The sequence below is a fragment of the Catellatospora sp. KI3 genome (genome assembly GCF_029948125.1).
In the GTDB taxonomy this organism is placed as follows: Bacteria; Actinomycetota; Actinomycetes; order Mycobacteriales; family Micromonosporaceae; genus Catellatospora.
Genome location: NZ_JASAMB010000010.1, coordinates 25815 through 49836, shown reverse-complemented (window position 1 = coordinate 49836; position 24022 = coordinate 25815). Strand labels below are relative to the sequence as shown.

Below are 24022 nucleotides of genomic sequence, written 5' to 3'. Positions count from 1 at the left end.
CTCGGTCGATGGTTCGCGCAACCGCAACTGCTCAGTCAGCCGACCGTAACTCCATCGACTGATCCATCCTGGACCGGCCCGCTCAGCCGATCCGGCGCAGGCGCCGCGGCGGCAGGACTTCGGCCAGGGTCACGGCATCGGCCAGCCGGCCCACATCCACCAGGCAGCCGTGCCGGACGTTGCCCAGATACACCTGCTTGCCCTGTTCCACCACCATCGCGTCGTTGGTGGGGAAACTGTGCACCGAACCGTCCCCGCGCACGTGGTGGATCCCGTCCGGCGCCAGCACCAGCCGCTCCTCGCCCCGCCCGAACTTGCGCAGCAGCGACGGCCGTAGCATCCTGCCCTCCGGCACGTACGAGCTCAGCGGGCAGTCGAACCGCGCCAGCCCGTCCAGCTGCACCCCGGACCCGACCGGCACCACGACCAGCGCCGTGTGCAGCCACGACGCCACCGCCGCCCGCAGCTCGGCCGGGGTCAGCTCCGCCGCGGCCGCCAGCTCCGCCGGGCTGGCACTGTCGCAGACGCCCAGCAGCCCCGCCCGCGCCGCACCGGCCACCGGCTCCAACCGCATCGCGGCACGCAGCGACTCGGTGACGCCCTGCCGGTCCAGGATCCGGCGCAGCTCCTCCGGCAGTTCGGCCCCGTCCCCGGCGTGCCAGCTCACCGCCCAGTCCAGGTCGGCCTGCGGCACCGGCGCCTCGGCCAGCGACCGCAGCTGCTCCCACAGGATCCGCGCCGCCAGCGCGGTGTCGCGGCCGCGCTTGCCCGAGAACTGCACCCCCAGGCCGAGCAGCGCCGTGGCCGTGCCGACCGGCGTGAGCCAGGGCGTGGCCACGCAGTCCAGCCCGGCCTCCTCCAGCGCCTGGTTCACCCGGCGGTGCAGCAGCGCGAACACCAGGTGCGCGGCCGGACCGGCGGCCGCGGTGACAGCCAGGCCGGGACCGGCGACCTCGTCCTCGTACCAGCCGCTGCCGGGCCGGACCGGCACCAGGTCGGCCCGGACCGGACGCTCACCGGACGGCAGCGGCAGCCGCAGCCCCGGCCACGGCGCCCGGGTCAGCGCCAGCGCCGCGTTGCCGCCGGTGAAGTAGCCCGCGACATGCGCGCGCACCTCGTCGGCGGTGAAGTCGGTGTAGTCGACCGGCGGCCAGCGCAGCACCCCCGCCCCGGCCGCGCCCAGCCGCCGCGCCAGCAGCGACGCCCACGGGTCGCGGCACGGATCGGACAGCTCCAGGTCCAGCGAGATGACCCGGTCGGACGCGTCGGCCTGCGCGGCGACGCCCGCCAGGTCGTCGATCCGGTCGCGGGCCAGTTCGGCCAGGGCCGCGCAGCACTCGGTGAGGTGCTCGGCCACCTCGGCCGGGCTGCCCGAGGCGGTGAAGGCCGTGTCGACCACGCCGGTCTGCTGGTCGGCCTCGGTGCTGACCGACTCCAGCACCAGCAGCTGCACCAGATGGTTCAGGCCGAGGCCGTCGACGCCCTCGTCGCGTACGCCCGCACCGAACACCAGCGACGCCTGCACGTCCCCGGCATGGTCCTGCCACGTGACGGGCACCCCGTCCACCTCGCCCGCAAACATGGCCGCCAGCGTAGGCCGCACCGGCAACGTCGGCGACCCCGCTCCTCCCGCCCGAACCACCACGCCCGGCCGATCACGGTCGGCACCCGTGCAGTTCCGGGGAAACTGCAGGAATGAGCGCCTCGATTCGTGCAGTTTCCCCGAAACTGCACGCCGCCCGGCCGCCCGGCCGCCAGGCCGCCAGGCCGCCCGCGCGGGCGAGGTCGGGAGGGTCACGCGGGCGGGTGGGTTAGGCGGCCGCGGGGTGGATATGGGCAGCGCATGTCGAGGCCTATCCTGTCCGCCATGCGTAATCCCCTGCGCGCGCTGCACCCCCGTCGCCTGCGCGGCGTGCGCCTGCTCCTGGTGGTCACCGCCGCCGTCGTGGCCGCGATGGTCGGCGGCACGACCCTGATCGGCGCGGAGTTCCGCGGCCTGGTGATGGGCCTGGTGCTGGCCGCCGGGCTGATCGCGGGCTGGTTCGCGGTAACGGGCTTCCGCCCACTGTGGACCGCGGCCGCCGGGCTGATCGGTTTCCTGCTGGTGGTGAGCGTCATGGTGGAGACCGGGCCGTCGATCCTGCAGCTGCGCGGCGGGCCGGTGGAGGCGCGGGTGACCTCGGTACGCGAGGCCGGCAGTGCCGAGGACCGCTACCACCACGCGCTGACCACCGCCGCCTGGCGCCCGGTCGAGGGCGAGCTGACCACCGGCGAGCCCGGCTACCGGGTGGGCGATCCGGTGACCGTGGTCGAGGACCCCAACGGCCTGGCCGATCCGATGCTGCCCAGCCAGCTGACCGAGCACCGGCAGAGCTGGCTCGCCCTGATCGTGCTGTACCTGGTGACCGCCGTGCTGTGCCTGCTGGCGGGCCGCCCCCGCGAGACCGCGACGCCGTGACCGGCGCGCCGCGGGCTCAGACGAGGGCGGTGACCAGCAGGGCGAAGGCGGCGACGATGACGGCGACCCGGATGTAGTGGAGGCGGTCCCAGCGGTTCATCTGCTGCTTCCAGTCGGCGGGCCGGTTGTCGGGGGTCCACGTCTTGCCCCGGTTGTTGATCGGCACCAGCAGCAGGATCGACATGACCACGCTGAGGATCAGCAGCGCGCCCGCCATGACGACGAGGCTGCGGCCCGGGTGGTGCCATCCCGCGACGGCCCAGACCGCCACGAGCACGAGCGAGCTGATGTACCAGACCGGCATCGCGGCGCCGAGCATCCGGCCCCCGTGGGACCGGGCGAGTTGGCCGCTGTCTTCGGGCAGGGCACTGAAGATCGGGTTCATGACGAAGGCGACCGAGGCCTCCACCCCCACCATCAGGCCGACCGACACGATGGTGAACACCTCGAGTGCGCTGAGCATGACGACTCCTCTCAAAATCTAGCGTCGCTAGATATTGAGGCGACGCTAGCACTACTGCCGCTCGGATGTCTAGCAGTGCTAGCATCTGCTCATGCCGGCACAGGAACGAAAGCAGCGCGAACGGGCAGAGCGTGAGCGCCTCATCGTGGCGACCGCCCGCGAACTCGCCGAGCAGCACGGCTGGGACGCGGTCACCACCCGCCAGCTCGCCGAGCGCATCGAGTACAGCCAACCGGTCCTGTACAGCCACTTCCGCGGCAAACGCGAGATCATCGGCGCCGTCGCCCTCGACGGCGCCACCGAGATGGCCGCGGCCCTGCGGGCCGCCACCGCCGCCGCGGCCGGACCGCGCGCCCGGGTCACCGCCCTCGCCCGCGCGTACCTCGACTTCGCCGCACGCAACCCGGCCGTCTACGACGCCATGTTCCAGCTCGACGGCGGCCTGGCCTTCGCGCACGAGGACACCCCGCCGCCACTGAAGGACGCCTTCGCCGCCCTGCTGGAGACCCTCGCCGAGGTCGCCGGGGACGGCGTCCACCCGGGACTGTTCACCGAGCTGTTCTGGGCGGCCCTGCACGGGCTGGCCACGCTCACCCGCGCCGGACGGCTGCCCCCGGAGTACGCCGAGCACAGGGTGGAGCTGCTGGTGGACCGGCTCGCCGTGCTCTGACACCGGCACGGCGGAGAGGCGGCGCGGAACCCGCAGACCCCGCGCCGCCCGGTACGCGCCCCTAGTACGTCGTCTCGCCGGTCAGGCCGAAGAAGTCGTGCCACTTGGCGCCGCCGAGGAAGCCGGAGCCGGTCGACAGCCCGACGAACACGTCGTTGGTCGCGCCCTTGCTGAACACGACGATGTCGTCCTTGCCGTCGCCGTTGTAGTCCCCGGTGTACGGGAACTCCCCGGCGATGCAGAAGAAGTCGTTCCACTTCACCGTCGTGCCGACGAAGGCGCTGCCGTTGGACAGGGCCGCGTACACGTCGGCGTCGGCGTTGCAGGTGAACGTGGCGATGTCGTCCTTGCCGTCACCGTTGAAGTCGCCGACGCGGGGCAGCTCCGACCCGACCGCGAACAGGTCGTGCCACTTGACCCCGGCACCGAACGACGAGCCGTTGGACAGGGCGACGTAGACGTCGGCGGCGGTCGCCGGGCCCTGGATGAACGTCGCGATGTCGTCCAGCCCGTCGCCGTTGAAGTCACCGACGGCCGGGTACTCCCCGGCGGGGGCGAAGAACTCGTGCCACTTCACGCCCGCGCCGAAGCCGGTGCCGGTCGACAGGGCCACGTACACGTCGCCCTGGGCGTCGTGGGTGAACGTGGCGATGTCGTCCTTGCCGTCGCCGTTGAAGTCGCCGACGACCGGGACCTCGGCCCCTGGCGCGAACCAGTCGTGCCACTTGGCGCCGCCGAGGAAGCCGGTGCCGGTGGACAGGCCGACGTACACGTCGCCGAGCGTGCCGCCGGTGAACGTGATGACGTCGTCCTTGCCGTCGCCGTTGAAGTCTCCGGTGAGCAGCTTCTCGCCGTTGAGGCCGAAGAAGTCGTTCCACTTCACCGACGTGCCGGCGAACGCCGAGCCGGTCGAGGTCGCCACGTAGACGTCGTTGAGCGAGCCCAGGTTGAACGCGACGATGTCGTCCTTGCCGTCGCCGTTGAAGTCGGTCGGCGAGCCGGCCGGGAACAGCGACGGCCCGGAGGTGCCGCAGTTGTCGCTGGTCAGATACTTCTGGTTGTACGAGCCCGGGTACGGCGCCAGCGACACCCCGTTGATGGCGATGTTCTGCCCGACCCCGTTGAGCAGCTGCTCGTAGTGCAGGTGCGGGCCGGAGGAGTTGCCGGTGCTGCCGGTGAGCCCGATCTGCTGGCCCTGGGCCACGACCGCGCCGTCGGGCACGGAGTAGGCGCTGAGGTGGAAGTAGTAGGTCTTCCAGCCGCCGCCGTGCTCGATGGCGATGTAGTTGCCCGCGCCGCTGGGCTGCGAGAACCGGTATGCCGTGCCGGCCGCGGAGGCGATGACCGGGGTGCCGTTGGTGACGCCGCCGTCGGCGCGGACGAAGTCCAGTGCCAGCCGGACCTCGGCGGAGTGGTGGCTGTAGGTCCAGCGCTGCCCACAGGGGAACGGGGCCTTGAAGTTCGGGGCCGCGAAGGCCGGGGCCTGGGTGACCACGGTCGCACCGACGGCGGCGAGCAGGCTGACGAGGATGGTTCTGAGGACGAGACGGGCACTGCGGCCCATGGCAACTCCTCTTGACCGCTGGGGATGCGGTCTACTCGGGGGGCGAGAAATCGATGTCCCGAGTCTGGTCATGAACTTCACTCATGTCAATGCCGCTGAAACTTAGCTCCACACAGGAGTCGTGAGCTGCTTTGACACAGCACCGCTACGGCCGCCGCCGCCTGGTCCAGGATGGACTCCATCGATCGAACGCCCCGCACAGACCCGGCCCTCGGCGACCGGCGCCGGACAGGGCACCACACCGTTCGTTAACACTGGCCCTGAAGTCGAAATATCTATTTTCTTGAGATCCTCAGGCGAGCGCTCCTACGCTGGATCCGTGGAGCTGACGCGCCTTTTCACGGCACGCCTGCACGTCGATCTGCGACGTCAGGCCAGCGCGCTGTGTCCGCGCGCACCGCGCGCCTGACCCTGCCCGCACTCCACTCCCCGCCGCGATCGACGCGGCCCCCTCCTGCCCGGCCCACGCAGGCGCGCCACCGCGCCCGCGCGCCGCCGCGCACCCACGGAAAGGCGATCCCATGTCGGACAACTCCTCGCTGCGGCGGCGCACGTTCCTCGCGGCCTCGGCCGCGGCGGGCGTCGCAGCCGCCACCGGCCTGCCCGGTCAGCCCGCCAACGCGGCCGCGGCCCGGCCCAACATCCTCGTCATCGTCACCGACGACCAGCCCAAGAACACCCAGTGGGCGACCCAGAAGACCATCGGCTGGCTCGGCGACCACGGCACCACGTTCGCCAACGCGTACTCGGTGACGCCGCTGTGCGCGCCGTCGCGCGCCACGATCTTCACCGGCCAGTACGCGCACAACCACGGCGTACGCGGCAACGCCCTGCAGGAGAACCTCAACCACCACGCCACCGTCCAGCGCTACCTGCACGAGGCCGGCTACCGCACCGGCCTCTACGGCAAGTACCTCAACGGCTGGGACGTCAACGACGACCCGCCGCACTTCGACGAGTTCGCGCTGCTCGCCCCGATCACATACCTCGACGGGCAGTACAACGTCAACGGCACCGTGCAGACCCTCAACGGGTACACCACCAACGTCGTCAAGAACCGGGCGCTGCAGTTCATCCAGCGCTCCACCACCGACACCCGCCCCTGGTTCCTGTACGTCGCCCCGAAGGCGCCGCACGGCCCGAACACCCCCGACGTGCCGTACGCCGACGCGCAGGTCCCCGCCTGGGACGGCCGCCCCGGCGTGCCCGAGAACGACCGGTCGGACAAGCCCGGCTACATCAGGAACGCCGACGGCACCCTGGCCGACGGGAAGAACATCCGCACCAGCCAGCTGCGTACGCTGCTGTCGGTCGACGACGCGGTGCAGGCCATCCACGACAAGCTCGAAGCCCTCGGCCAGCTGCAGAACACCCTGGTCTTCTTCATCTCCGACAACGGCTACGCCTGGGGCGACCACGGCTGGACCAAGAAGTCGGTGCCCTACGGCCCGGCGATCGAGGTGCCGTTCCGGGTCTCCTGGCCCGCGGGCGGCCTGAACACCGGCGCCACCGACAACCGGCTCACCGGCAACATCGACATCGCCCCGACGATCCTGGACGCCGCCGGGATCACCCCCGACGCCCAGCACCCGCTCGACGGACACTCGCTGCTCGGCTCGTACCGGCGCGACCGCATCCTGACCGAGTTCTTCAAGCACGGCACCGCCGCGGGCGGCCCGCCGAGCTGGTCGTCGTACGTGACCGCGACCAGGCAGTACACCGAGTACCGCGACGTGCACACCGACGCCAACGGCATCCCGACCGGCAGCGGCGCGATCCTGTTCCGCGAGTACTACGACCTGGTCAACGACCCGCACCAGCTGACCAACCTGCTCTACCAGGCCACCCCGGCCCAGGAGACCGCGCTGGGCATCCCGGCCCTGGCCGCCCAGCTCGCCGCCGACCGCACCAGCGCGGGCTCCACCGCCCCGTAACCGCCCCGGGGTAAGGAAGGGTCCCTTCTACACAGACGTGTGTTAACAAGGGACCCTTCCTTACCCCCGGGCTGAGATCTCTGGAGATGTCGTGGACGATCTGCATGCTGCCTGCTGCACCCCTGGGCGCGCCGTGGCGGTCCAGCTCGCACCACCGGTGCGGCCGGCGGGGGCGCGCGCCGCGGCGCGTACCGTCGCGCTGGCCGGCGGGGCGTTCCTCATGGGCACCGACGACAGCGAGGGGTTCCCCGCCGACGGGGAGGGGCCGGTGCGGGAGGTGACGGTACGGCCGTTCCGGCTCGATGCGACGACGGTGACCAACGCCCAGTTCGCCACCTTCGTCAAGGCCACCGGCTACGTCACCGAGGCACAGCGGTTCGGCTCGTCGTACGTGTTCGGCGGGCACCTGGCCCCCGGCGTGGCCGCCCGCGGCACCCGGGTGCCGAACACGCCCTGGTGGTTCGAGGTCCCGGGGGCGAGCTGGCGCGACCCGTACGGCCCCGGCACCGGCATCGGCGACCGGCAGAACCACCCCGTCGTGCACGTGTCCTGGCACGACGCCCTGGCCTACTGCGACTGGTCGGGCACCCGCCTGCCGACCGAGGCCGAATGGGAGTTCGCCGCCCGCGGCGGCCTGGTCCAGGCGAGGTTCCCGTGGGGCGACGAGCTGACCCCGGGCGGCAGGCACATGTGCAACATCTGGCAGGGCGAGTTCCCCGTCCGCGACAGCGCCGCCGACGGGTACGCCGGGACGGCGCCGGTCAAGTCCTACCGGCCCAACGGCTTCGGCCTGTACAACATGGCCGGCAACGTGTGGGAGTGGTGCGCCGACTGGTTCAGCGCGGACTTCCACGCCACCGGCCCGCGCACCGACCCGACCGGGCCGCCCGCCGGCACGGCGAAGGTGATGCGGGGCGGCTCGCACCTGTGCCACGTGTCGTACTGCAACCGCTACCGGGTCGCGGCCCGGTCGGCCAACACCCCGGACAGCTCGACCAGCAACATCGGCTTCCGCGTCGCGGCGGACTGAGCAGCGGAACCGGTCGGCGGACCGACCCGCGCGTCGCACCCCGCCCGGCCACCGTCCGGCGGGCAGTATGTGCGTCATGTCCTGGTTGGCCCGGCGTCCGCTCGTACGCTGGCTGCTCAGCACCGCGATCCTCGTCGCGGTGTACTTCATCGTGCCCACCGACCGCGGCAGCGGCGTGTGGGAGCTGGTCGCGCGGGTGCTCTTCTCGCTGGTGGGCATCGTGGTGGTGGCGGTGCTGATCGTGCGCCAGATCAACCGCCACCTCGGCGACGACGAGACGCCGCTGCTCGGGCTGCTCAACGCACTGACCGCGGGGGTGCTGTTCTTCGCGCTCGCCGACTACGTGGTCGCGGTAGGGGCGCCGGGGTCGTTCGTCGACCTGCAGACCAGGGTCGACGCGCTCTACTTCGCCCTGTCCACCCTGATCACGGTCGGCTTCGGCGACGTCCACGCGCAGGGCCAGCAGGCCCGGGTGCTGCTCATTCTGCAGATGGTCTTCAACACGGTCGTGATCGCGGCCGGGGTCTCGGTGCTGTCGCACCAACTCGCAGCCCGGGCCCGCGAGCGCCATCGGGGCAAGTGATCTTCCGGCGCGCCGCCGCCACCCGGACGGGTCAGAAGTCCTACGATCGTGCGAAGTTTTCCACTCAAATCACCATCAAATTCGTGATCATGTTGACACCAGATGCAGCCGGGTGGATACGGTCCACTTCGGCCCGGTGCTCCCGCCACGGCAGGCACCGCGCCCGTCCTTGTTGTCTACGGAAGGTAAGCGACTTGTCCGGCCGACATTCCCTCGAGCACAAGCCCCGAAGGACGTTCGCCCCCATCGCCACCGCCACCGTCGCCACGGCCATCCTGGTCGGCGGCACCGCGCTCGCCGTCGAGGCCACCTCGACGGACACCGGCACCGACACAGGCACGACGCAGCACGCCGACAGTCTCGCGGCGGCCTCACCCAGCGTCACCCCGATCGTGGTGAACCGCATCCCCGACAAGGTCTCCCGCGGCGCCGTCCGCGCCGCGACCGCCACCGACGGCCCCAGGACCACCGTCGTGGGCTCGGGCACCTGCAAGGCCTCGTTCTACGCCGAGGGGCAGGGCACCGCCAACGGCGAGCGCTTCAACCCCGACGAGCTGACCGCGGCGCACAAGACCCTCAAGTTCAACACCCGGGTCCGCGTCACCAACCCCGCCAACGGCAAGTCCGTGGTGGTACGCATCAACGACCGCGGCCCGTACATCGCCGGGCGCTGCCTCGACCTGTCCCGCGCCGCCTTCGCCGAGATCGCGAAGCTGTCCAGCGGCGTCACCACGGTGCGGTACGACATCCTCAAGTAGCACGCCGACCGGCGCAAAGGCGCCAGAGGCATGCCAAGATGTCGATATGGCGTCCGTATACCTCGAACTCGGCTCGAAGCGGATCTTCGCGTGCGCGCTGGAGTGGCCCGGCTGGTGCCGCTCCGGCCGCGACGCGGAGTCCGCGCTCGCGGCGCTCACCGCGTACGCCGACCGCTACGCGGTGGTGGCCGGGCGCGCGAAGATCCCCTTCGAGACGGGGGCGCTGCGCGTGGTCGAGCGGGTCGACGGCGGCAGCACCACCGACTTCGGCGCCCCCGAGCGCCCCGCCGGAGCCGACCGCCGCCCGTACGGTGCCGAGCAGGCCGCCCGCACGGGCGCGCTGGTGCGCGCGGCCTGGGAGGTGCTCGCCGACACCGCCGCGCACGCCCCCGCCGAGCTGCGCAAAGGCGTCCGGGGCGGCGGGCGGGACCGGGACCGGATGCTGGGTCACGTGGTGGCCGCCGAGGCGTCGTACGCCCGCAAGATCGGAGTCAGGCACAAAGCCCCCGCCTTCGACGACGCCGCCGCCGTCGCGGCGCTGCGCACCGACATCCTCGACGTGCTGGCCGCACCGCGCGACGGCAGCCCGCCCGTGCCCGGCGGCTGGCACGTTCCCTACGCCGCCCGCCGCATCGCCTGGCACGTGCTCGACCACGCCTGGGAGATGCAGGACCGCAGCGACACGTGACGGCCCGACCTGCCGTTATCCGGTCGCAGGGTGGGAGCGCCGCCGCCTAGGATCGGCGCAACCCGGTTCCGGTCCGCAGCAGAGAGTGCAGGTGTCGTCAATATGCGCTGGTCAGAGATGTACGTCCCGACGCTGCGCCAGGATCCGGCCGGCGCCGACGCGGTCAGCCACCGGCTGCTGCTGCGCGCCGGATACATCCGGCAGCTGATGGCGGGCCACTACAGCCTGCTCCCGCTCGCCGTCCGCGTCCGCGCGAAGATCATCGACATCATCCGCGACGAGATGTCGGCCATCGGCGCCCAGGAATTCCTGCTGCCCACCATGCAGCCCGCCGACGTGTGGCAGAAGAGCGGCCGCTGGGACAAGATCGGATCGGAGATGTTCCGGCTGACCGACCGCAAGGACGCCGACCTCGCCCTGGGCATGACCCACGAGGAGATCTTCACGACCGTCGCCCAGGAGCTGCGCTCCTACCGCGACCTGCCCCAGCGCTGGTACCAGTTCCAGACCAAGTTCCGCGACGAGCCCCGCCCCAAGAGCGGCCTCATCCGGGTACGCGAGTTCACCATGAAGGACTCGTACAGCTTCGACACCGACTCCGACGGGCTCGACCGGTCCTTCGCCGCGCACCGCGACGCCTACCACCGCGTCTTCGCCCGCCTCGGCATCCCCGCCATCGCCGTCGAGGCATCCAGCGGCATCATGGGCGGCAGCGACTCCACCGAGTTCATGTGCCCCACCGACGCCGGTGAGGACATCGTGGTCCACTGCGCCTGCGGCTACGCCGCCAACGTCGAGAAGGCCACCTCGCACCTGCCCGCCGCGGCCGACGGCGCGGGCCTGGCCGCGCCGGAGCCGTTCGACACCCCGGACGCGCGCACCATCGAGGACCTCGTCCGCGACTACGGCGTCACCGCCGACCGCCAGGTGAAGACCCTCGTGTACGTCGTCGACCACCAGCTCACGCTGGTGCTGATGCGCGGCGACCACGCCCTGGTCGAGCAGAAGCTCATCGACACCATCGGCGCGGTCGAGGTCCGCCCCGCCCACCCCGAGGAGATCCGCGCCGCCCTCGGCGCCCTGCCCGGCAGCCTCGGCGGCGTCGGCGTCACGGACCTGCCGATCCTGGCCGACGAGGCGCTGCGCGGCCGCCGCGACATGACCACCGGCGCCAACCGCGACGGCGTACACCTGCGCGGGGTAGACCTGGACCGCGACATCGCCGTCGGCCGCTGGGCCGACCTGCGCGAAGTCGTCGCCGGCGAACCCTGCCCCCGCTGCCGGCAGCCCCTGGACGTGCTGCGCACGGTCGAGATCGGGCACATCTTCAAACTCGGCCGCCGCTACACCGAAGCCCTCGGCGTGACCGTGCTGGCCGCCGACGGCGAGCGGATCACCCCGATCATGGGCAGCTACGGGATCGGGGTGGAGCGGGCGCTGGCCGCGATCGTGGAGACGCACCACGACGAGCGCGGCATCGTCTGGCCCGCCGCGGTGGCCCCGTTCGTGGTGGCCATCGCCCAGCTCGGCAACGACGAGCAGGTGGCGGCGGCGGCCGAAGGGCTGTACGCCGAGCTGCGCGCGCGGCGGGTCGACGTGGTGCTCGACGACCGGGCCGAGCGCCCCGGGGTGAAGTTCAGCGACATCGAGCTGGTCGGCATCCCGTACCGGATCACCGTCAGCGCCCGCGGCCTGGCCGAGGGCACCGTCGAGGTCACCACCCGCGCCACCGGCGAGACCACGCGCACCCCGCTCGCCAGCGCAGTCACTCATCTCAGCGAACTGTTCGCTGCTTAGGATCGCCGCCGCCTGGGAGGCCCGGCACCAAGCCGACAAGCAGGCCGAGTGAGCACGCGCTTTCTCGCCGACACCAGCGCGGTGATTCGGATACTGACCGGCAAGGCGGACCAGATCTGGATCGACGCCGTCACCGCGGGCACCGTAGCCATCTGCGACCCGGTCGAGCTGGAACTATTGCGAGACACGCCCACCAACACCCGCCGACCGCAGATTCAACGCATGATCCGCCAACTGTGCGGGCGGTGCCCGATTCCCGATGACTGCTGGGCACGCGCCTTGGAACTCCAGGACGAGCTGGCCATAACCAGCCAGCACAGCGGGGCGTCGCCGGTCGACCTGCTGGTCGCCGTGACAGCGATGAAGAACAGGCTCGTCGTGTTGCACGACGACCGCGACTACGAGGTGATCGCCCGTGCCTCAGAGCTGCAGATCCAGCGCGTGATCACCTGAGGTGTCCACCGCGCGACAGCGTCCGTACGCCTTGAGTGCTCTCCCCACTGGGCAACGTCAGGCGCGCAGGCGCAGGCCCGGGGTGGCCAGCACCACGGGGCAGCCCGCGACGGCGGCGGCCTCGGCGAGCAGGCGGTCGTGGTCGAGCCACGAGCGCAGGTGGGTGAGCACCAGCAGCCGGGCACCGGCCCGCGCCGCCAGCAGGCCCGCGTCGGCGGCGCTGAGGTGGCGGGGCACGCTGTCCGCCTCGTACCCGCACGCCTCGGCGAGCAGGACCGCGCACCCGTCGGCGAGCTTGTCCAGCTCGGCGCAGGGCGCGGTGTCGCCCGTGTAGCAGAGCGCGTCGCCGACGCGGTACGCGTACGACTCCATCCCGTGCTCCACCGCCGCGAGCCGCACCGCCAGCGGCCCCAGCGCCAGCGGGCCGGGCGGCGTGACGGTGTGCAGCCGCAGCAGCGCCTCGTCGGTCCAGCGCAGCGCGGCGGGCAGGTTCGCCGGGCCGTACACGTCCAGCGGCGCGGCGCCGACCCGCTGCCGCAGGTACGACAGCGCGTTCAGGTCGAAGTAGTGGTCGATGTGGGCATGGCTGACCAGCACCGCGTCCACCTGCTCAGGGGCGCAGTACCGCTGCAGCGGCCCGGCCGAGCCGGTGCCCAGGTCCAGCAGGAGCCGGTATCCGTCCTGCTCGACCAGGTAGCAGGAGCTGGCGCTGTCCGGCCCGGGGACCGAGCCCGCACAGCCGACGACCGTGAATCGCACTCGACTCCTCTCGTAAAGTGAAACCGTCAGCATTCTTACCGCAGTTGGACGCAGTCCGTGTTACCCCACACAATGGACCACCCAGCGAAAGGACCAAGATCATGTCCCGATTCCCTGAGGTCGTCGAGCGGATGGCCACGGACCCCGAGTTCGCCGCGCACGCCCGGACCAGCCCCGACGAGGTCGCCGAGCAGTACGGCCTCACCCCTGACGAGGCCGCGCAGATGCAGGCGCTCACCGACGCCACCGGCTCCGGCCCGACCGCCCTGGACACCCGCCTGTCCAAGAGCGGCATCGGCAGCGGCGGCCTGGCCGGCCTGCTGGCCGCCGCGGGCGACAAGAAGGACGACGACGACGATCCGACCCGCCCGCTGGGCCGCTGGGTGGGCCCCGGCGCCGCCGACCGCTGACCCGGCCGCACGCACCACCCGCACCCCCGCGCCGCCCGACTGCTCGCACCCAGCCGGGACCTGCGTTAAGAAGGGACCCCTCTACCTCGCAAAGAGATAAGAGGGGTCCCTTCCTTTCCCTCCAGGCGGGAGTCAGAGGCTGCGCTTGAGCATGGCGTCGGCCAGCGCGTCAGCGCACTCCGCCAGCCGCAGCCCCACCACGTCCAGCCGCCGCAGCAGCTCCCGCTGCTTCAGCACCGGGGCGGTGATGTCGCCGCTGAGCAGGTCGGCCAGCGCCTGGGCGTACAGGTGGCGGACCCGCCCGGACCGCTTGTGCGCGGCCAGCGCCGCCTCGGCCGCCTCGGCGGGCCGCTCGATCAGCCGGTCCAGCGCCCGCCGCAGCTCCCGCAGGCCGATCGCGACCTGCTCCAGCATCGCCACCGCCCCGGCGTCCAGGCGCACCCCGTAGAGATCGGTCTCGCGTACGTAGTCGCGCAGGTGGTCCAGCACGTCGTCGACCGACCGCGACAGCCGGAACAGGTCCTCCCGGTCGATCGGGGTGGTCAGCGCCGCCCCCAGTTCGGCGACCAGCCGGCCCCGGTGGGCGTCGCCGACGTGCTCGATCTCGGCGATCCGCAGCCGGGCCAGCGGCGGCTCCAGCTCCCCGATGGTCACCGCGACCGCCAGCGCCACCCCTTCCAGCGCCGCGTCGATCTGCGCGACCACGATGGACAGCACCCGCCGCGGCGCCCGCCCCGCGAGATCATCCAGCACCCGCCGCAGCCTCATCCCACCCTCACCCCTACGCGTCCTGGGTGCAGTTTCAGGGAAAGTGCACGAATCTCGGCCCGGATTGCGGCAATTTCCCCGAAACTGCGCCCTCGCCTGGTGACGGGGACGGACGCCGCGCTCATCGGAGCTCCCGGAGGAGGAGGCCCGCGGCGAAGCCCAGGGTGAGGCTGGCAGGGAGGGTGACCAGCCACGCGGTCATCACGGGGGTGGCGAACTGCCAGCGCACCCGGCGCGCCCCGCAGCTGACCCCGGCGCCGACCAGCCCGGCCGCCGCCGACTGGGTCATGCTCACCGGTACGCCGAATCCGGCGCTGCCCAGCACCGCGGTCGCGGCGGCGACCTCGGCCGACACCACGTGCCAGGGGCGCGGCGGCAGCAGCCCGGCGGTCGCGCCGCGCGAGATGCGGCGCAGGCTGGCCACGGCCCCCAGCGCGAACACCAGCGCGGTGGCGCACAGCACCGGCACCGTCGGGGCCAGCATGCCCCGGGCCCGGTGCGCGACGGCCAGGGCCACTCCCACGACGGCGAACATCTTCTGGCCGTCGTTGGCGGCGTAGGCCAGGCTCTGCCCGGCGAAGGCCGTTACGTGGGCGTAGCGCAGCGCGCCTGGCAGCCGGGCGCTGGTGGGCAGGCGGCGGGCGGCCAGCCCGAGCAGGTAGCCCAGCAGGCCGCCGAGCAGCGGTGCGACCGCCGCGACGGCGAGCACCAGGCCGAGGGTGGACCAGACCGGCGGCACGCCGAGCCCGGCGCCGACCCCGGCCAGGCCGCCCAGGACCGCCAGGGTGAGGCTGGTGGGTACGCCGCGCCAGGTCAGCAGCAGCACCAGGGCCAGGGCGACGGTGACGCCGGCGAGCAGGATCAGCGGTCCGCGTACGGCGTGGGCGTCGACGAGGCGGTCGGTGAAGGTGCGGGCCACGGCGAGTCCGAACAGGGCCGGGCCGACCACGATGGCGGTGAGCAGCACCGCGAGGACCCCGAACAGCGGGACGTCGCGCCGCAGTGCCAGCGACAGCAGCGCGGCGCCGTCGTTGGCGCCGCAGACGAAGACGAATCCGGTGGCGAGCATCGCGAACACGATCGGCATCTCGACCACCCCCCGGCTGCGCAGGGTCATCCGTGCTCGATGGCGGTCGACCGCCGCAGCCGGACTGTGCAGAAACCTACCGTACGTGATCGACTGATGACAGGGTGCACACCTGGGCGAATCGGTCGCTAATCCTTTTGCGACCCCTGGCGCGGCTCGCATAGGGTTCCGGCTCGGGAGGAACACCATGGCGAAGCTGAACCAGATCATCGCGGTCGAGAAGGGCGTCAAGAGCCGCTCGTTTCAGGACCTGACCGAGGCCCACCACGCCGTGCAGAAGCCGGCGCTGCTGTCGGGCATCTCGCGGACGTACCAGGCCAAGGACGAGGAGGGCGAGCAGCTGCCGCCCGAGGCGACCCGGGTGCAGGCCCGCGCCGAGGACGTGCTGCGGCAGATCTCGACCACGCTGACCCGCCTGTTCGACGTCACCGCGACCAAGGACGCCACCAACTGCGTCGCGCGCGCCGACGTCGTCGTCGACGACCGGGTGCTGCTGTCCGACGTGCCCGTGACGTACCTGCTGTTCCTGGAGAAGCAGCTCACCGACCTGCACACCTTCGTCAAGAAGCTGCCGGTGCTGGACGCGGCCGAGTCGTGGGTGTTCAGCGACTCCGCCGACTGCTGGTCGACCGAGCCGGTGCGCACGATCCGCACCAAGAAGGTGCCGCGCAACCACGTCAAGGCCGAGGCGACCGAGAAGCACCCGGCGCAGGTCGAGGTGTACTACGAGGACATCGCGGTGGGCTACTGGACCACGGTGAAGTTCTCCGGGGCGCTGCCGGCCAAGCGGGTGTCGGTGCTGCTGGACCGGGTGGAGCGGCTGCAGCAGGCGGTCAAGTTCGCCCGCGAGGAGGCCAACAACACCGAGGCCGTCGACCGCCACGTCGGCGAGAAGGTGTTCGGGTACCTGTTCGCCTGACCATGAGACTCCCCCCGCCGGAGGGCGGGGGGTGCGCCAGGAGCGCAAGCTGAAGCTGACGCTGAAGCTGACGAACGCGGTACAGGTGCAGGTTCGACTCCTGCCTCCCGCACCACATGCGGGAGTAGCCCAAATAGGCAGAGGCAGCCGCGATCAGACTCAGATTCTCGCTCCAGATTCAGCATTCGCCGCCGATCGCCAGATCGACCGCGTACGGACGACATCCACCGAGGTGCTGGTTCGAATCCAGTCTGCGCCGCTACATGGCGCGGTAGTTCCAACGGTAGGACGCGGGGACTTCACGACTGATCCGTACGCTTAAACGTGCTGGCGTGTGCAAGTCGGCGGCATCACGAGGCCCGGGGGCAGGCCAGTCCCCCGGGCTTCACCATTTCCCGGCCGCGACGGCTCCCGAGCTGCACCATTTCCCGAGCTGGGCTCCTGTTTTGACGTAAATTCATGTTATGTCGGAAAAGCAGCGGCAACCCGGGCTCACCGGGCTGGCCCTCGGCGCGGCGGTCCTGGTCGCCGAGCGGCTCAGGCGGCTGGGCGGCACAGACCCCGAAGACCAGCAGCGCACCCAGGACCTGCTCACCAGCGGCGTCGAACCGGCACTGGTCGACGCCCGCTCGCCACTGGCCGTGGCCGTCGGCTTCACCCAGCAGGGCGCCGAACTGGCCCGGCAGACCGCGGCCAGGCTCGCCGACACCGGCCGCGACCAGGCCCGGCGCCTGCGCGCCGGCGTCGACGCCGCCGTACCGCGGGTCGCCCCGCTGGCCACCGCCCGCGACACCGTCAACGACGCCCGCGACCGCGGCCGGGACGCCGTCACCGTGGCCGGCGCCCGCGGCCGCGACACCCTGCTGACCGGCCGCGCCGCCGCGCTGCGCGCGTTCAACGGCACCGTCGAGGAGACCGTGTCCTGGCTCGAGCGCACCATCGTGCCCCGCATAATCGACAACCTGGTGCCGCACCTGATCGACCGGGTGGTGCCGCGCCTGGTCGAGGGCGCGCTGCCGGAGATCCGGCACAAGGTCATCCCGGTCGTCATCGACGACCTCACCCGCGACCCGCGCCTGCAGGCGCTGATCACCGAGCAGAGCCGGGGCATGCTCGCCAACGCCGCGGACGAACTGCGCAGCACCTCCGCCGGCGCCGACGACCGGATCGAGGAGTCGTTCCGGCGGCTGTTCCACGTGCACCATACGAACGGCGACCGGTGACGGCGCCCCGCCGTCAGCCGTACGCCGGAATCGTCTCGCGCCTGGCCGGCCTGGCCATCGACGCCGGCCTGCTCGCGCTGGCCGCCTCCCTGGTCGTCACCGGCGTACCGTCGGTCTGGCGCACCCTGGAGGGCAGCACGCCCGGCTGGCTCGACGCCACCACCGGGCTGATCGCCGCGCTGCTGCCGGTCGTGTACTTCGCCGCCTGCTGGTGGCTGACCGGCCAGACCGTCGGCAGCCTGCTGCTGGGCACCGTGGTCCGCCGACCCGACGGGCGCCATCTGGGCCCGGGCCGCGCCCTGCTGCGGGCCGCGGTCGGCCTCGCCTTCCCGCCGGTATGGCTGCTCGGCATGCTCGGCGTGCTCACCGACGACCAGCGCCGCGCCTGGCACGACCGCGTCTTCGGCACCGTCGTCCGCTACGCCCCTCGCCGCCGCCAGCCCCGCCTCCCGACCCCTTGACCACCCGCCCCACGGCGGGGTTCGTGCGGTTTCGGGGAAACTGCACGAATCCGGCCCATGATTCCTGCACTTTCCCCGAAACCGCACCGCCCCTCCACGGCGCGGCCCGGCGCGGGCGGGCGCGGGCGGGCCGGTCGATCGCGGCGGGGGTAGGGTCGGCTGCTGTGCGCCTACCCCTCCTCGTGACCGGCGCGGTCGCGCTGGCCGCGCTCGCCGCCTGCGGCACCGCCCCAGCGGCCGCGCCCGCGTTCGTACCCGCGACCAGCCCGTCCGCGAGCCCCAGCCCGTCGACCGCGCCCAGCCCCTCCCCCCGCCCGAGCCCCACCGGCTACCAGGGCAGGTACGTCTACCCGGTGCTCGGCAACACGTCCTACGGCCACACGCACCACGACTACCCGGCCACCGACGTCATGGCCAAGTGCGGCGCCCAGGTCGTCTCGGCCGTGGACGGGGTGGTGCTGGAGGTCGACCGGGTCAACCGGTACGACCCGAAGAAGGACGACGGCGCCCTGCGCGGCGGCCTGAACGTCTCCATCCTCGGCGACGACGGCGTGCGCTACTACGGCTCGCACTTCTCGGCGATCGAGGCGTCGATCCAGCCCGGGGTGCGGGTCACCGCCGGCCAGAAGCTGGCCAAGGTCGGCCAGACCGGGCTGGCCAGCGCCTGCCACCTGCACTTCGGCATCTCGCCGGTGTGCGCGCGTACCGACGACTGGTGGAACCGGCGCGGCGTGATCTGGCCGTGGAAGTACCTGGACTCGTGGAAGAAGGGCGGCCAGAAGTCTCCCCTCGCCGAGATCACCGCGTGGCAGAAGAAGAACGGCTGCCCCACCAAGCCCACCGCCCCCTGACCGGCCGTCACCCCGCCCCACTTAGCATTGACGCTGGCCTATCCAGAAGACGGTTCTCCGAGAAATCGTCTTCTGGATAGGCCAGCGTCAATTCAAACCCCCGGGGGGAGGTGCTGCGGGCTGGAGCAGCGGGTCAGCCGACGTGGATGGCGGCCTCGGCGGGGAGGTCCTTCCGGCTGACCTTGATCAGCAGCAGGATGACCAGCGCCGAGAACGTCAGCAGCCCACCGCCCCACGCGAACGCCACCGTGTACCCGTGCACCGCCGCGTTGGCCTGCACCAGCGGCAGCGGCCCGTCCGCGAGGTGCTCGGTCATATACGCCGCCGACGCGTTCAGCGCGAACGTGCTCAGCAGCGCCGCCCCCAGCGAACCGCCCACCTGCTGCGTCGCGTTCAGCGTCGCGCTGGCCGCCCCGGCGTCGTGCTCCGGCACGCCCACCAGCGCCAGGCTGGACAGCGGCACGAACGTGAACCCGAGCCCGAGCCCGAGCACCAGCGCCCCCGGCAGCACGTGCGTGGCGTACGCGGTGCCCAGGCCGATCTGGGTGAGGAAGAACATCGCCCCGGCGGCGAGCACCGCCCCGGCCACCATCAGCGGCTTCGCGCCCAGCCTCGGCATGAGCTGGCTGGCGGCACCGGCCGAGATGAACACTCCGGCCGAGATCGGCAGCGAGGCCAGGCCCGCCTGGATCGGCGTGTAGAGCAGGATGCCCTGGAAGTAGAAGGTCAGGAAGAAGAACGCGCCCATCAGCCCGGCGCCGGTGAGGATGCCGGACAGGTACGCGCCGCCCCGGTTGCGGTCGAGCACGATCCGCAGCGGCAGCAGCGGGTGGCTGGACTTGAGCTGGATGGCCACGAACAGGGCCAGCAGCAGCGCACCGCCGATGATGAAGCCCAGCGACACCGGCGACTCCCAGCCGTACGCGGGCTCGGCGGCCTTGGTGAGGCCGTACACGAGGCCGATCAGGCCGAGGGTGACGGTGACGGCGCCGGGGATGTCGTAGCGGGTGTTGCCCTGGGCGCGGCTCTCCGGCACGACGGGCAGCGCGGCGGCGATCGCGATGACGGCGATCGGGATGTTGACCAGCAGGCACCAGCGCCAGTTCGCGTACTCGGTGAGCACGCCGCCCAGCAGCAGCCCGATGGCGGCGCCGCCGCCGGCGATGGCGCCGTACACGGCGAAGGCCTTGGCCCGCTCCTTGGCCTCGGTGAACAGCACCGTCAGCAGGGCCAGCCCGGCCGGGGCGAGCAGCGCGCCGAAGACGCCCTGCAGGCCGCGCGCGGCGAACAGGGTGAGCCCGTCCTGCGCGGCGCCGCCCAGCGCCGAGGCGAGCGCGAAGCCGATCGCGCCGACGACGAAGGTGCGCTTGCGGCCCCAGTAGTCGGCGATGCGGCCGCCGAGCAGCAGCAGCCCGCCGAAGGTCAGCGTGTAGGCGGTGAGCACCCACTGCCGCTGCGCGTCGCTGATCTCCAGGTCGACCTGCATCTTCGGCAGCGCGATGTTCACGATGGTCGCGTCGAGGACCACCATGAGCTGGGCCAGCGCGATGATCGCCAGGGCGAGCCAGCGGCGGGGGTGGACCGGCGCGGCGGCCGGGGCGGGCCCGTCGGCGCGGGTGAGGGTGGCAGTCACAGGGGCAGCCTTTGAGGTACGGGGTGGAGTCGCACCGACGGTAGCCAGCCGTCGGCCGTGTTTCCGCAGGTCTGAGGCGTGCATCACGACCTGGCGGGCGCCCTTTCGAAACAATTATGGCGAAATCTGCGTGAATTGCACCATTCCGGGCGGTGTTCGGTGTCGAATCACCGGTGGAGGTTTCACCGGAGAAAGGACCCACCCAGTCATGTACGGCAAGAAGAAGCTGACCGCCGCGGCGAGTCTGGTCGCCCTCTCGCTGGCCCTGGCCATGGCCGCCTGCGGCGGCAGCGAGAACATGACCACCCCGCAGGCGCGCCAGTCCGAGACCGGCATGCCCATGATGAGCCCCAGCATGGGCATGATGAGCCCGGGCGCGAGCATGGGCCCCGGCGGCACGTTCGGCACCGGCTGCGCGGCCCTGCCGACCGACCCGGCCATGGCCGGCAGCATGGAGCAGATGGCGCAGCAGCCGCTCGCCTCGGCCGCCGCGGGCAACCCGCAGCTGTCCACCCTCGTCGCGGCGATCACCAAGGCCGGGCTCGCCGACACGCTCAACTCCGCCCCGGAGCTGACCGTGTTCGCCCCCAGCAACGAGGCGTTCAGCCAGGTGCCCAAGGCCGACCTGGACCGCGTCATGGCCGACCCGGAGCTGCTCAAGAAGGTGCTGACGTACCACGTGGTCGCCGGCACCCTGGCCCCCGACCAGCTCGACGGCTCGCACAAGACCGTCGAGGGCCAGGACCTGAAGGTCAGCGGCAGCGGCACCGACTTCAAGGTCAACGACACCGCGACGATCACCTGCGGCAACATCAAGACCAAGAACGGCACCGTGTACATCCTCGACGGCGTCCTCATGCCGCCGGCCTGATCGGGGCACCCGGGCTACGCCCGAGCGCACCGGACACACCGCGCGCCTACTCCCCCGGGAGTAGGCGCGCTCACTCCCCTCACCCGACGACACCGCCCCCGCCGCGACCTAGCGTTGTGGGCATGACCTGGGACTCCCCCGACTTCCGCGAGCTGCGCCACCGCCGCGGCCGCGCCGCGCCGATCATCGTCGGCCTGATACAGGTGCTCGCCGTCTTCGCCATCACCCACACCACGGCGTCCCCGTACTCCACCGGCGGCACGTACGACCTGGCCGTGCTCGGCTACAGCCTGCTGTTCGCCGCCGCCATGTCGCTCTACCTGATCCGCCGCAGCCCCGTCGCCGCGCTGGCCGCCACCGCCACCTGCACCGCCGCCTACGTCGGACTCGGATACCCCCCGATCGGGCCGTTCTTCCTGGCCCTGGTGATCTCGCTGGCCGCCGCCGTCGTGCTCGGGCACCGGACCGCCGCCTGGATCACCGCCGCGCTCGCCTACGCCGCCTGGTGGCAGTACAACCTGCCCGTCGCGGAGTTCATCGGCAACCTGCCCGCCGCGGAGTGGCGCAACCAGGAGCGGCTCGTCGCCGGCGCGGTCGTGCTCGCCGCGCCGCTGCTGTTCGGCCAGCTGATCCGCAGCAACCGCGACCGGATGACGGAGATCCGCCGCCGCCGCGCCGGCGACGAGCGGCTGCGCATCGCCCGCGAGGTGCACGACGTCGTCGCCCACCACATCTCCCTGATCAACGTGCAGGCGGGCGTCGCGCTGCACCTGATGGACGCCGACCCCGAGCAGGCCCGCACCGCGCTCACCGCGATCAAGACCGCCAGCCGCGACACCCTGCGCGAACTGCGCACCACCCTCGGCGTGCTGCGCGCCGTCGACGAGGACGCACCCCGCACGCCCGCACCCAGCCTGACCCGCCTGGACGAGCTGGTGGAGCGCTTCGCCGCCGCCGGGCTGCGCGTCGACCTGCGCGTCACCGGCGCCCCGCGTGCCCTGTCCGCCGCCGTCGACCTGGCCGCGTACCGGATCGTGCAGGAGTCGCTGACCAACGTGCACCGCCACGCCGGCGTCGACAACGCCCAGGTCACCATCGGGTACGGCGCGGACGAGCTGCTCCTGGACATCACCGACCGGGGCCGCGGCGGCGAGCCCGGCGACGGCAACGGCCTGGCGGGCATCCGCGAACGGGTCGCCTCGCTGGGCGGTACCGTCGCGGTCGGCCCGCGTGCCGAGGGCGGATTCACCGTCTGCGCGGCGCTGCCGACCGGAGCCGCGTGATGATCGGGGTACTGCTGGTGGACGACCAGGCGCTGGTCCGCGCGGGCTTCCACGCGCTGCTCGCCGCGCAGGACGACCTCAGCGTCGTGGGCGAGGCCGCCGACGGCGAGGAGGCGGTCGCGCTGACCGCCTCCCTGCGCCCCGACGTCGTACTGATGGACATCCGCATGCCCCGCCTCGACGGCATCGAGGCCACCCGCCGCATCGCCGCCGACCCGGCCCTGGCCGAGGTCAAGGTCGTCATCCTCACCACCTTCGACCTCGACGAGTACGTCTTCGACGCGCTGCGCCACGGCGCCAGCGGCTTCCTGGTCAAGGACACCGAGCCCGCCGACCTGATCCAGGCCGTCCGGGTGGTGGCCCGCGGCGACGCGCTGCTGTCGCCGGGCGTCACCCGCCGCCTCATCGCCGAGTACGCCCAGCGCTCGAAGCGGCCCCGCGACACCGACCGGCTGGCCGCGCTCACCGAGCGCGAACGCGAGGTGATGGCCCTGGTCGCCGCCGGGCTGTCCAACGACGAGATCGGCGAGCGGCTGTTCGTCAGCCCCGCCACCGCCAAGACCCACGTCAGCCGCGCCATGATCAAGCTAGGCGCCCGGGACCGGGCCCACCTGGTCGTCGAGGCGTACGAGTCGGGCCTGGTCCGGCCCGGCTGGGCCGGTGAGTGACGTGCGCCTGTCCCGGGACAACCGCCGCCGACTGCTGACCGCGCACATCGCCGCCTCGGTCGGCTGGCTCGGCGTCGCCTACGCGATGCTGGTCATGACGATCACCGCCGACCGGTCTGCCGACCTGGCGACCCGGCAGGGCGCGTACGCCCTGATGTCCACCCTGGATCTGGCCGCCGTGCTGCCGCTGGGCCTGCTCGCCCTGGCCACCGGCGTCATCCTCGGCGTCGGCACGCACTGGGGCCTGGTGAAGCACTGGTGGGTGGCGGTCAAGCTGTTCCTCAACCTGGCCGCCCTGGTCATCCCCATGCTGACCCGGCATCCGGCGCTGGCCGACGCCCTGGCCGCGGCCCGCGCCGGACTGCTGACCGACCCGGCCCGGCAGGTGCTCGACGCCTCGATCGCCTCGGTGGTCGTGCTGACCACCGCGACCGTCCTGTCCGTCTACAAACCCTGGGGCAGGACCGGCGCACCGATCTGAGCGGGGACGCCCGACCGGCCGCCGGCGCGGTGCCCGAACGGACCCGGGGTGGGCGACTCGTCCAGATCCGGCGGTCCGATCGAGTGCAGCTCGGTCGGCCGGTGACCCGGGGTCACCCTCCGGACACCGGATGGTCGGCGCAGCCGCACCGGGATAGCGTCACGCGGTTCGGACGAACTCCTGGTGGGAGGACTCTTCATGCGGCGCGAA

General features: G+C 72.1%; 25 protein-coding genes. 18 read left to right on the top strand and 7 right to left on the bottom strand.

Annotated elements, in window-relative coordinates; translation table 11 throughout:
- Positions 1-82: 82 nt before the first annotated feature.
- Positions 83-1582, bottom strand: coding sequence for a hypothetical protein (locus QEZ54_RS17675; RefSeq protein ID WP_281305731.1), 1500 nt, complete (start codon positions 1580-1582; stop codon positions 83-85).
- A 285-nt stretch (positions 1583-1867) separates the two neighbouring features.
- On the opposite strand from QEZ54_RS17675, the gene QEZ54_RS17670 reads away from it, so the two are divergent.
- Positions 1868-2458, top strand: a complete 591-nt coding sequence (locus QEZ54_RS17670; protein WP_281305730.1) for a hypothetical protein — start codon at positions 1868-1870, stop codon at positions 2456-2458.
- Positions 2459-2474: 16 nt separating this feature from the next.
- Here the strand turns inward: QEZ54_RS17670 and QEZ54_RS17665 are convergent, their stop codons facing one another.
- Positions 2475-2921: a DUF1772 domain-containing protein gene (locus QEZ54_RS17665; RefSeq protein WP_281305729.1), complete on the bottom strand. Its 447-nt coding sequence runs from the start codon at positions 2919-2921 to the stop codon at positions 2475-2477.
- Positions 2922-3012: 91 nt separating this feature from the next.
- Here QEZ54_RS17665 and QEZ54_RS17660 point away from each other — a divergent pair, with 91 nt between their 5' ends.
- Positions 3013-3591, top strand: coding sequence for a TetR/AcrR family transcriptional regulator (locus tag QEZ54_RS17660; RefSeq protein WP_281305728.1), 579 nt, complete (start codon positions 3013-3015; stop codon positions 3589-3591).
- Between the two features lie 61 nt (positions 3592-3652).
- Here the strand turns inward: QEZ54_RS17660 and QEZ54_RS17655 are convergent, their stop codons facing one another.
- Positions 3653-5155 carry a VCBS repeat domain-containing M23 family metallopeptidase gene (locus QEZ54_RS17655; protein WP_281305727.1) on the bottom strand — a complete coding sequence of 501 codons (1503 nt, stop codon included), beginning with the start codon at positions 5153-5155 and terminating at the stop codon, positions 3653-3655.
- 521 nt (positions 5156-5676) lie between these two features.
- On the opposite strand from QEZ54_RS17655, the gene QEZ54_RS17650 reads away from it, so the two are divergent.
- The 7 genes from QEZ54_RS17650 to QEZ54_RS17620 all read left to right on the top strand — a co-directional run bounded on the left by QEZ54_RS17650 (position 5677) and on the right by QEZ54_RS17620 (position 12398).
- A complete protein-coding gene (locus tag QEZ54_RS17650; RefSeq protein WP_281305726.1) occupies positions 5677-7089 on the top strand; it encodes a sulfatase in 1413 nt (470 codons plus the stop codon).
- Positions 7090-7180: 91 nt separating this feature from the next.
- Positions 7181-8119, top strand: coding sequence for a formylglycine-generating enzyme family protein (locus QEZ54_RS17645; RefSeq protein ID WP_281305725.1), 939 nt, complete (start codon positions 7181-7183; stop codon positions 8117-8119).
- Positions 8120-8195: 76 nt separating this feature from the next.
- Positions 8196-8702 carry a potassium channel family protein gene (locus QEZ54_RS17640; RefSeq protein WP_281305724.1) on the top strand — a complete coding sequence of 169 codons (507 nt, stop codon included), beginning with the start codon at positions 8196-8198 and terminating at the stop codon, positions 8700-8702.
- Between the two features lie 194 nt (positions 8703-8896).
- Positions 8897-9460 carry a septal ring lytic transglycosylase RlpA family protein gene (locus QEZ54_RS17635; RefSeq protein ID WP_281305723.1) on the top strand — a complete coding sequence of 188 codons (564 nt, stop codon included), beginning with the start codon at positions 8897-8899 and terminating at the stop codon, positions 9458-9460.
- 46 nt (positions 9461-9506) lie between these two features.
- Positions 9507-10148 carry a hypothetical protein gene (locus QEZ54_RS17630; RefSeq protein ID WP_281305722.1) on the top strand — a complete coding sequence of 214 codons (642 nt, stop codon included), beginning with the start codon at positions 9507-9509 and terminating at the stop codon, positions 10146-10148.
- Between the two features lie 102 nt (positions 10149-10250).
- Entirely contained in the window at positions 10251-11945 is a 1695-nt protein-coding gene (locus QEZ54_RS17625) for a proline--tRNA ligase (protein ID WP_281305721.1), read from the top strand.
- Positions 11946-11993: 48 nt separating this feature from the next.
- Positions 11994-12398, top strand: a complete 405-nt coding sequence (locus tag QEZ54_RS17620) for a PIN domain-containing protein (RefSeq protein WP_281305720.1) — start codon at positions 11994-11996, stop codon at positions 12396-12398.
- Positions 12399-12455: 57 nt separating this feature from the next.
- Here QEZ54_RS17620 and QEZ54_RS17615 read toward each other — a convergent pair whose 3' ends face one another.
- Positions 12456-13157: an MBL fold metallo-hydrolase gene (locus QEZ54_RS17615; protein WP_281305719.1), complete on the bottom strand. Its 702-nt coding sequence runs from the start codon at positions 13155-13157 to the stop codon at positions 12456-12458.
- 101 nt (positions 13158-13258) lie between these two features.
- Here QEZ54_RS17615 and QEZ54_RS17610 point away from each other — a divergent pair, with 101 nt between their 5' ends.
- A complete protein-coding gene (locus tag QEZ54_RS17610) occupies positions 13259-13567 on the top strand; it encodes a hypothetical protein (protein ID WP_281305718.1) in 309 nt (102 codons plus the stop codon).
- A 132-nt stretch (positions 13568-13699) separates the two neighbouring features.
- On the opposite strand, the gene QEZ54_RS17605 is transcribed toward QEZ54_RS17610, so the two are convergent.
- Both QEZ54_RS17605 and QEZ54_RS17600 read right to left on the bottom strand, forming a co-directional pair.
- A complete protein-coding gene (locus tag QEZ54_RS17605) occupies positions 13700-14335 on the bottom strand; it encodes a DUF47 family protein (RefSeq protein WP_281305717.1) in 636 nt (211 codons plus the stop codon).
- 121 nt (positions 14336-14456) lie between these two features.
- A complete protein-coding gene (locus tag QEZ54_RS17600) occupies positions 14457-15452 on the bottom strand; it encodes an inorganic phosphate transporter (protein ID WP_281305716.1) in 996 nt (331 codons plus the stop codon).
- Positions 15453-15609: 157 nt separating this feature from the next.
- On the opposite strand from QEZ54_RS17600, the gene QEZ54_RS17595 reads away from it, so the two are divergent.
- The 4 genes from QEZ54_RS17595 (at position 15610) to QEZ54_RS17580 (ending at position 18876) form a co-directional block, all read left to right on the top strand.
- Positions 15610-16341, top strand: a complete 732-nt coding sequence (locus QEZ54_RS17595; protein ID WP_281305715.1) for a hypothetical protein — start codon at positions 15610-15612, stop codon at positions 16339-16341.
- 464 nt (positions 16342-16805) lie between these two features.
- Positions 16806-17564, top strand: a complete 759-nt coding sequence (locus QEZ54_RS17590; RefSeq protein ID WP_281305714.1) for a hypothetical protein — start codon at positions 16806-16808, stop codon at positions 17562-17564.
- Positions 17561-18025, top strand: coding sequence for an RDD family protein (locus QEZ54_RS17585; RefSeq protein ID WP_281305713.1), 465 nt, complete (start codon positions 17561-17563; stop codon positions 18023-18025). Before QEZ54_RS17590 ends, QEZ54_RS17585 begins: the two co-directional genes overlap by 4 nt.
- A 164-nt stretch (positions 18026-18189) precedes the next feature.
- A complete protein-coding gene (locus QEZ54_RS17580) occupies positions 18190-18876 on the top strand; it encodes a M23 family metallopeptidase (RefSeq protein WP_281305712.1) in 687 nt (228 codons plus the stop codon).
- 133 nt (positions 18877-19009) lie between these two features.
- Here QEZ54_RS17580 and QEZ54_RS17575 read toward each other — a convergent pair whose 3' ends face one another.
- Positions 19010-20509 (bottom strand): MFS transporter, encoded by a 1500-nt coding sequence (locus QEZ54_RS17575; RefSeq protein ID WP_281305711.1) that lies wholly within the window; start codon positions 20507-20509, stop codon positions 19010-19012.
- 208 nt (positions 20510-20717) lie between these two features.
- Between QEZ54_RS17575 and QEZ54_RS17570 the strand changes: the two genes are divergently transcribed.
- The 4 genes from QEZ54_RS17570 to QEZ54_RS17555 all read left to right on the top strand — a co-directional run bounded on the left by QEZ54_RS17570 (position 20718) and on the right by QEZ54_RS17555 (position 23812).
- A complete protein-coding gene (locus QEZ54_RS17570; protein WP_281305710.1) occupies positions 20718-21380 on the top strand; it encodes a fasciclin domain-containing protein in 663 nt (220 codons plus the stop codon).
- A 122-nt stretch (positions 21381-21502) separates the two neighbouring features.
- Positions 21503-22663, top strand: a complete 1161-nt coding sequence (locus QEZ54_RS17565) for a sensor histidine kinase (protein ID WP_281305709.1) — start codon at positions 21503-21505, stop codon at positions 22661-22663.
- Entirely contained in the window at positions 22663-23331 is a 669-nt protein-coding gene (locus QEZ54_RS17560) for a response regulator transcription factor (protein WP_281305708.1), read from the top strand. Before QEZ54_RS17565 ends, QEZ54_RS17560 begins: the two co-directional genes overlap by 1 nt.
- Positions 23324-23812: a DUF2269 family protein gene (locus QEZ54_RS17555; RefSeq protein WP_281305707.1), complete on the top strand. Its 489-nt coding sequence runs from the start codon at positions 23324-23326 to the stop codon at positions 23810-23812. The genes QEZ54_RS17560 and QEZ54_RS17555 overlap by 8 nt, the downstream gene beginning before the upstream one ends.
- Positions 23813-24022: the final 210 nt, after the last annotated feature.

What these genes read in the sequence shown, in the direction of transcription:
- QEZ54_RS17675 (WP_281305731.1), bottom strand. Translation starts at nt 1,582, where the DNA reads ATGTTTGCGGGCGAGGTGGACGGGGTGCCCGTCACGTGGCAGGACCAT.
- QEZ54_RS17670 (WP_281305730.1), top strand. Translation starts at nt 1,868, where the DNA reads ATGCGTAATCCCCTGCGCGCGCTGCACCCCCGTCGCCTGCGCGGCGTG.
- QEZ54_RS17665 (WP_281305729.1), bottom strand. Translation starts at nt 2,921, where the DNA reads ATGCTCAGCGCACTCGAGGTGTTCACCATCGTGTCGGTCGGCCTGATG.
- QEZ54_RS17660 (WP_281305728.1), top strand. Translation starts at nt 3,013, where the DNA reads ATGCCGGCACAGGAACGAAAGCAGCGCGAACGGGCAGAGCGTGAGCGC.
- QEZ54_RS17655 (WP_281305727.1), bottom strand. Translation starts at nt 5,155, where the DNA reads ATGGGCCGCAGTGCCCGTCTCGTCCTCAGAACCATCCTCGTCAGCCTG.
- QEZ54_RS17650 (WP_281305726.1), top strand. Translation starts at nt 5,677, where the DNA reads ATGTCGGACAACTCCTCGCTGCGGCGGCGCACGTTCCTCGCGGCCTCG.
- QEZ54_RS17640 (WP_281305724.1), top strand. Translation starts at nt 8,196, where the DNA reads ATGTCCTGGTTGGCCCGGCGTCCGCTCGTACGCTGGCTGCTCAGCACC.
- QEZ54_RS17630 (WP_281305722.1), top strand. Translation starts at nt 9,507, where the DNA reads ATGGCGTCCGTATACCTCGAACTCGGCTCGAAGCGGATCTTCGCGTGC.
- QEZ54_RS17625 (WP_281305721.1), top strand. Translation starts at nt 10,251, where the DNA reads ATGCGCTGGTCAGAGATGTACGTCCCGACGCTGCGCCAGGATCCGGCC.
- QEZ54_RS17610 (WP_281305718.1), top strand. Translation starts at nt 13,259, where the DNA reads ATGTCCCGATTCCCTGAGGTCGTCGAGCGGATGGCCACGGACCCCGAG.
- QEZ54_RS17605 (WP_281305717.1), bottom strand. Translation starts at nt 14,335, where the DNA reads ATGAGGCTGCGGCGGGTGCTGGATGATCTCGCGGGGCGGGCGCCGCGG.
- QEZ54_RS17600 (WP_281305716.1), bottom strand. Translation starts at nt 15,452, where the DNA reads ATGACCCTGCGCAGCCGGGGGGTGGTCGAGATGCCGATCGTGTTCGCG.
- QEZ54_RS17595 (WP_281305715.1), top strand. Translation starts at nt 15,610, where the DNA reads ATGGCGAAGCTGAACCAGATCATCGCGGTCGAGAAGGGCGTCAAGAGC.
- QEZ54_RS17590 (WP_281305714.1), top strand. Translation starts at nt 16,806, where the DNA reads ATGTCGGAAAAGCAGCGGCAACCCGGGCTCACCGGGCTGGCCCTCGGC.
- QEZ54_RS17570 (WP_281305710.1), top strand. Translation starts at nt 20,718, where the DNA reads ATGTACGGCAAGAAGAAGCTGACCGCCGCGGCGAGTCTGGTCGCCCTC.
- QEZ54_RS17565 (WP_281305709.1), top strand. Translation starts at nt 21,503, where the DNA reads ATGACCTGGGACTCCCCCGACTTCCGCGAGCTGCGCCACCGCCGCGGC.
- QEZ54_RS17560 (WP_281305708.1), top strand. Translation starts at nt 22,663, where the DNA reads ATGATCGGGGTACTGCTGGTGGACGACCAGGCGCTGGTCCGCGCGGGC.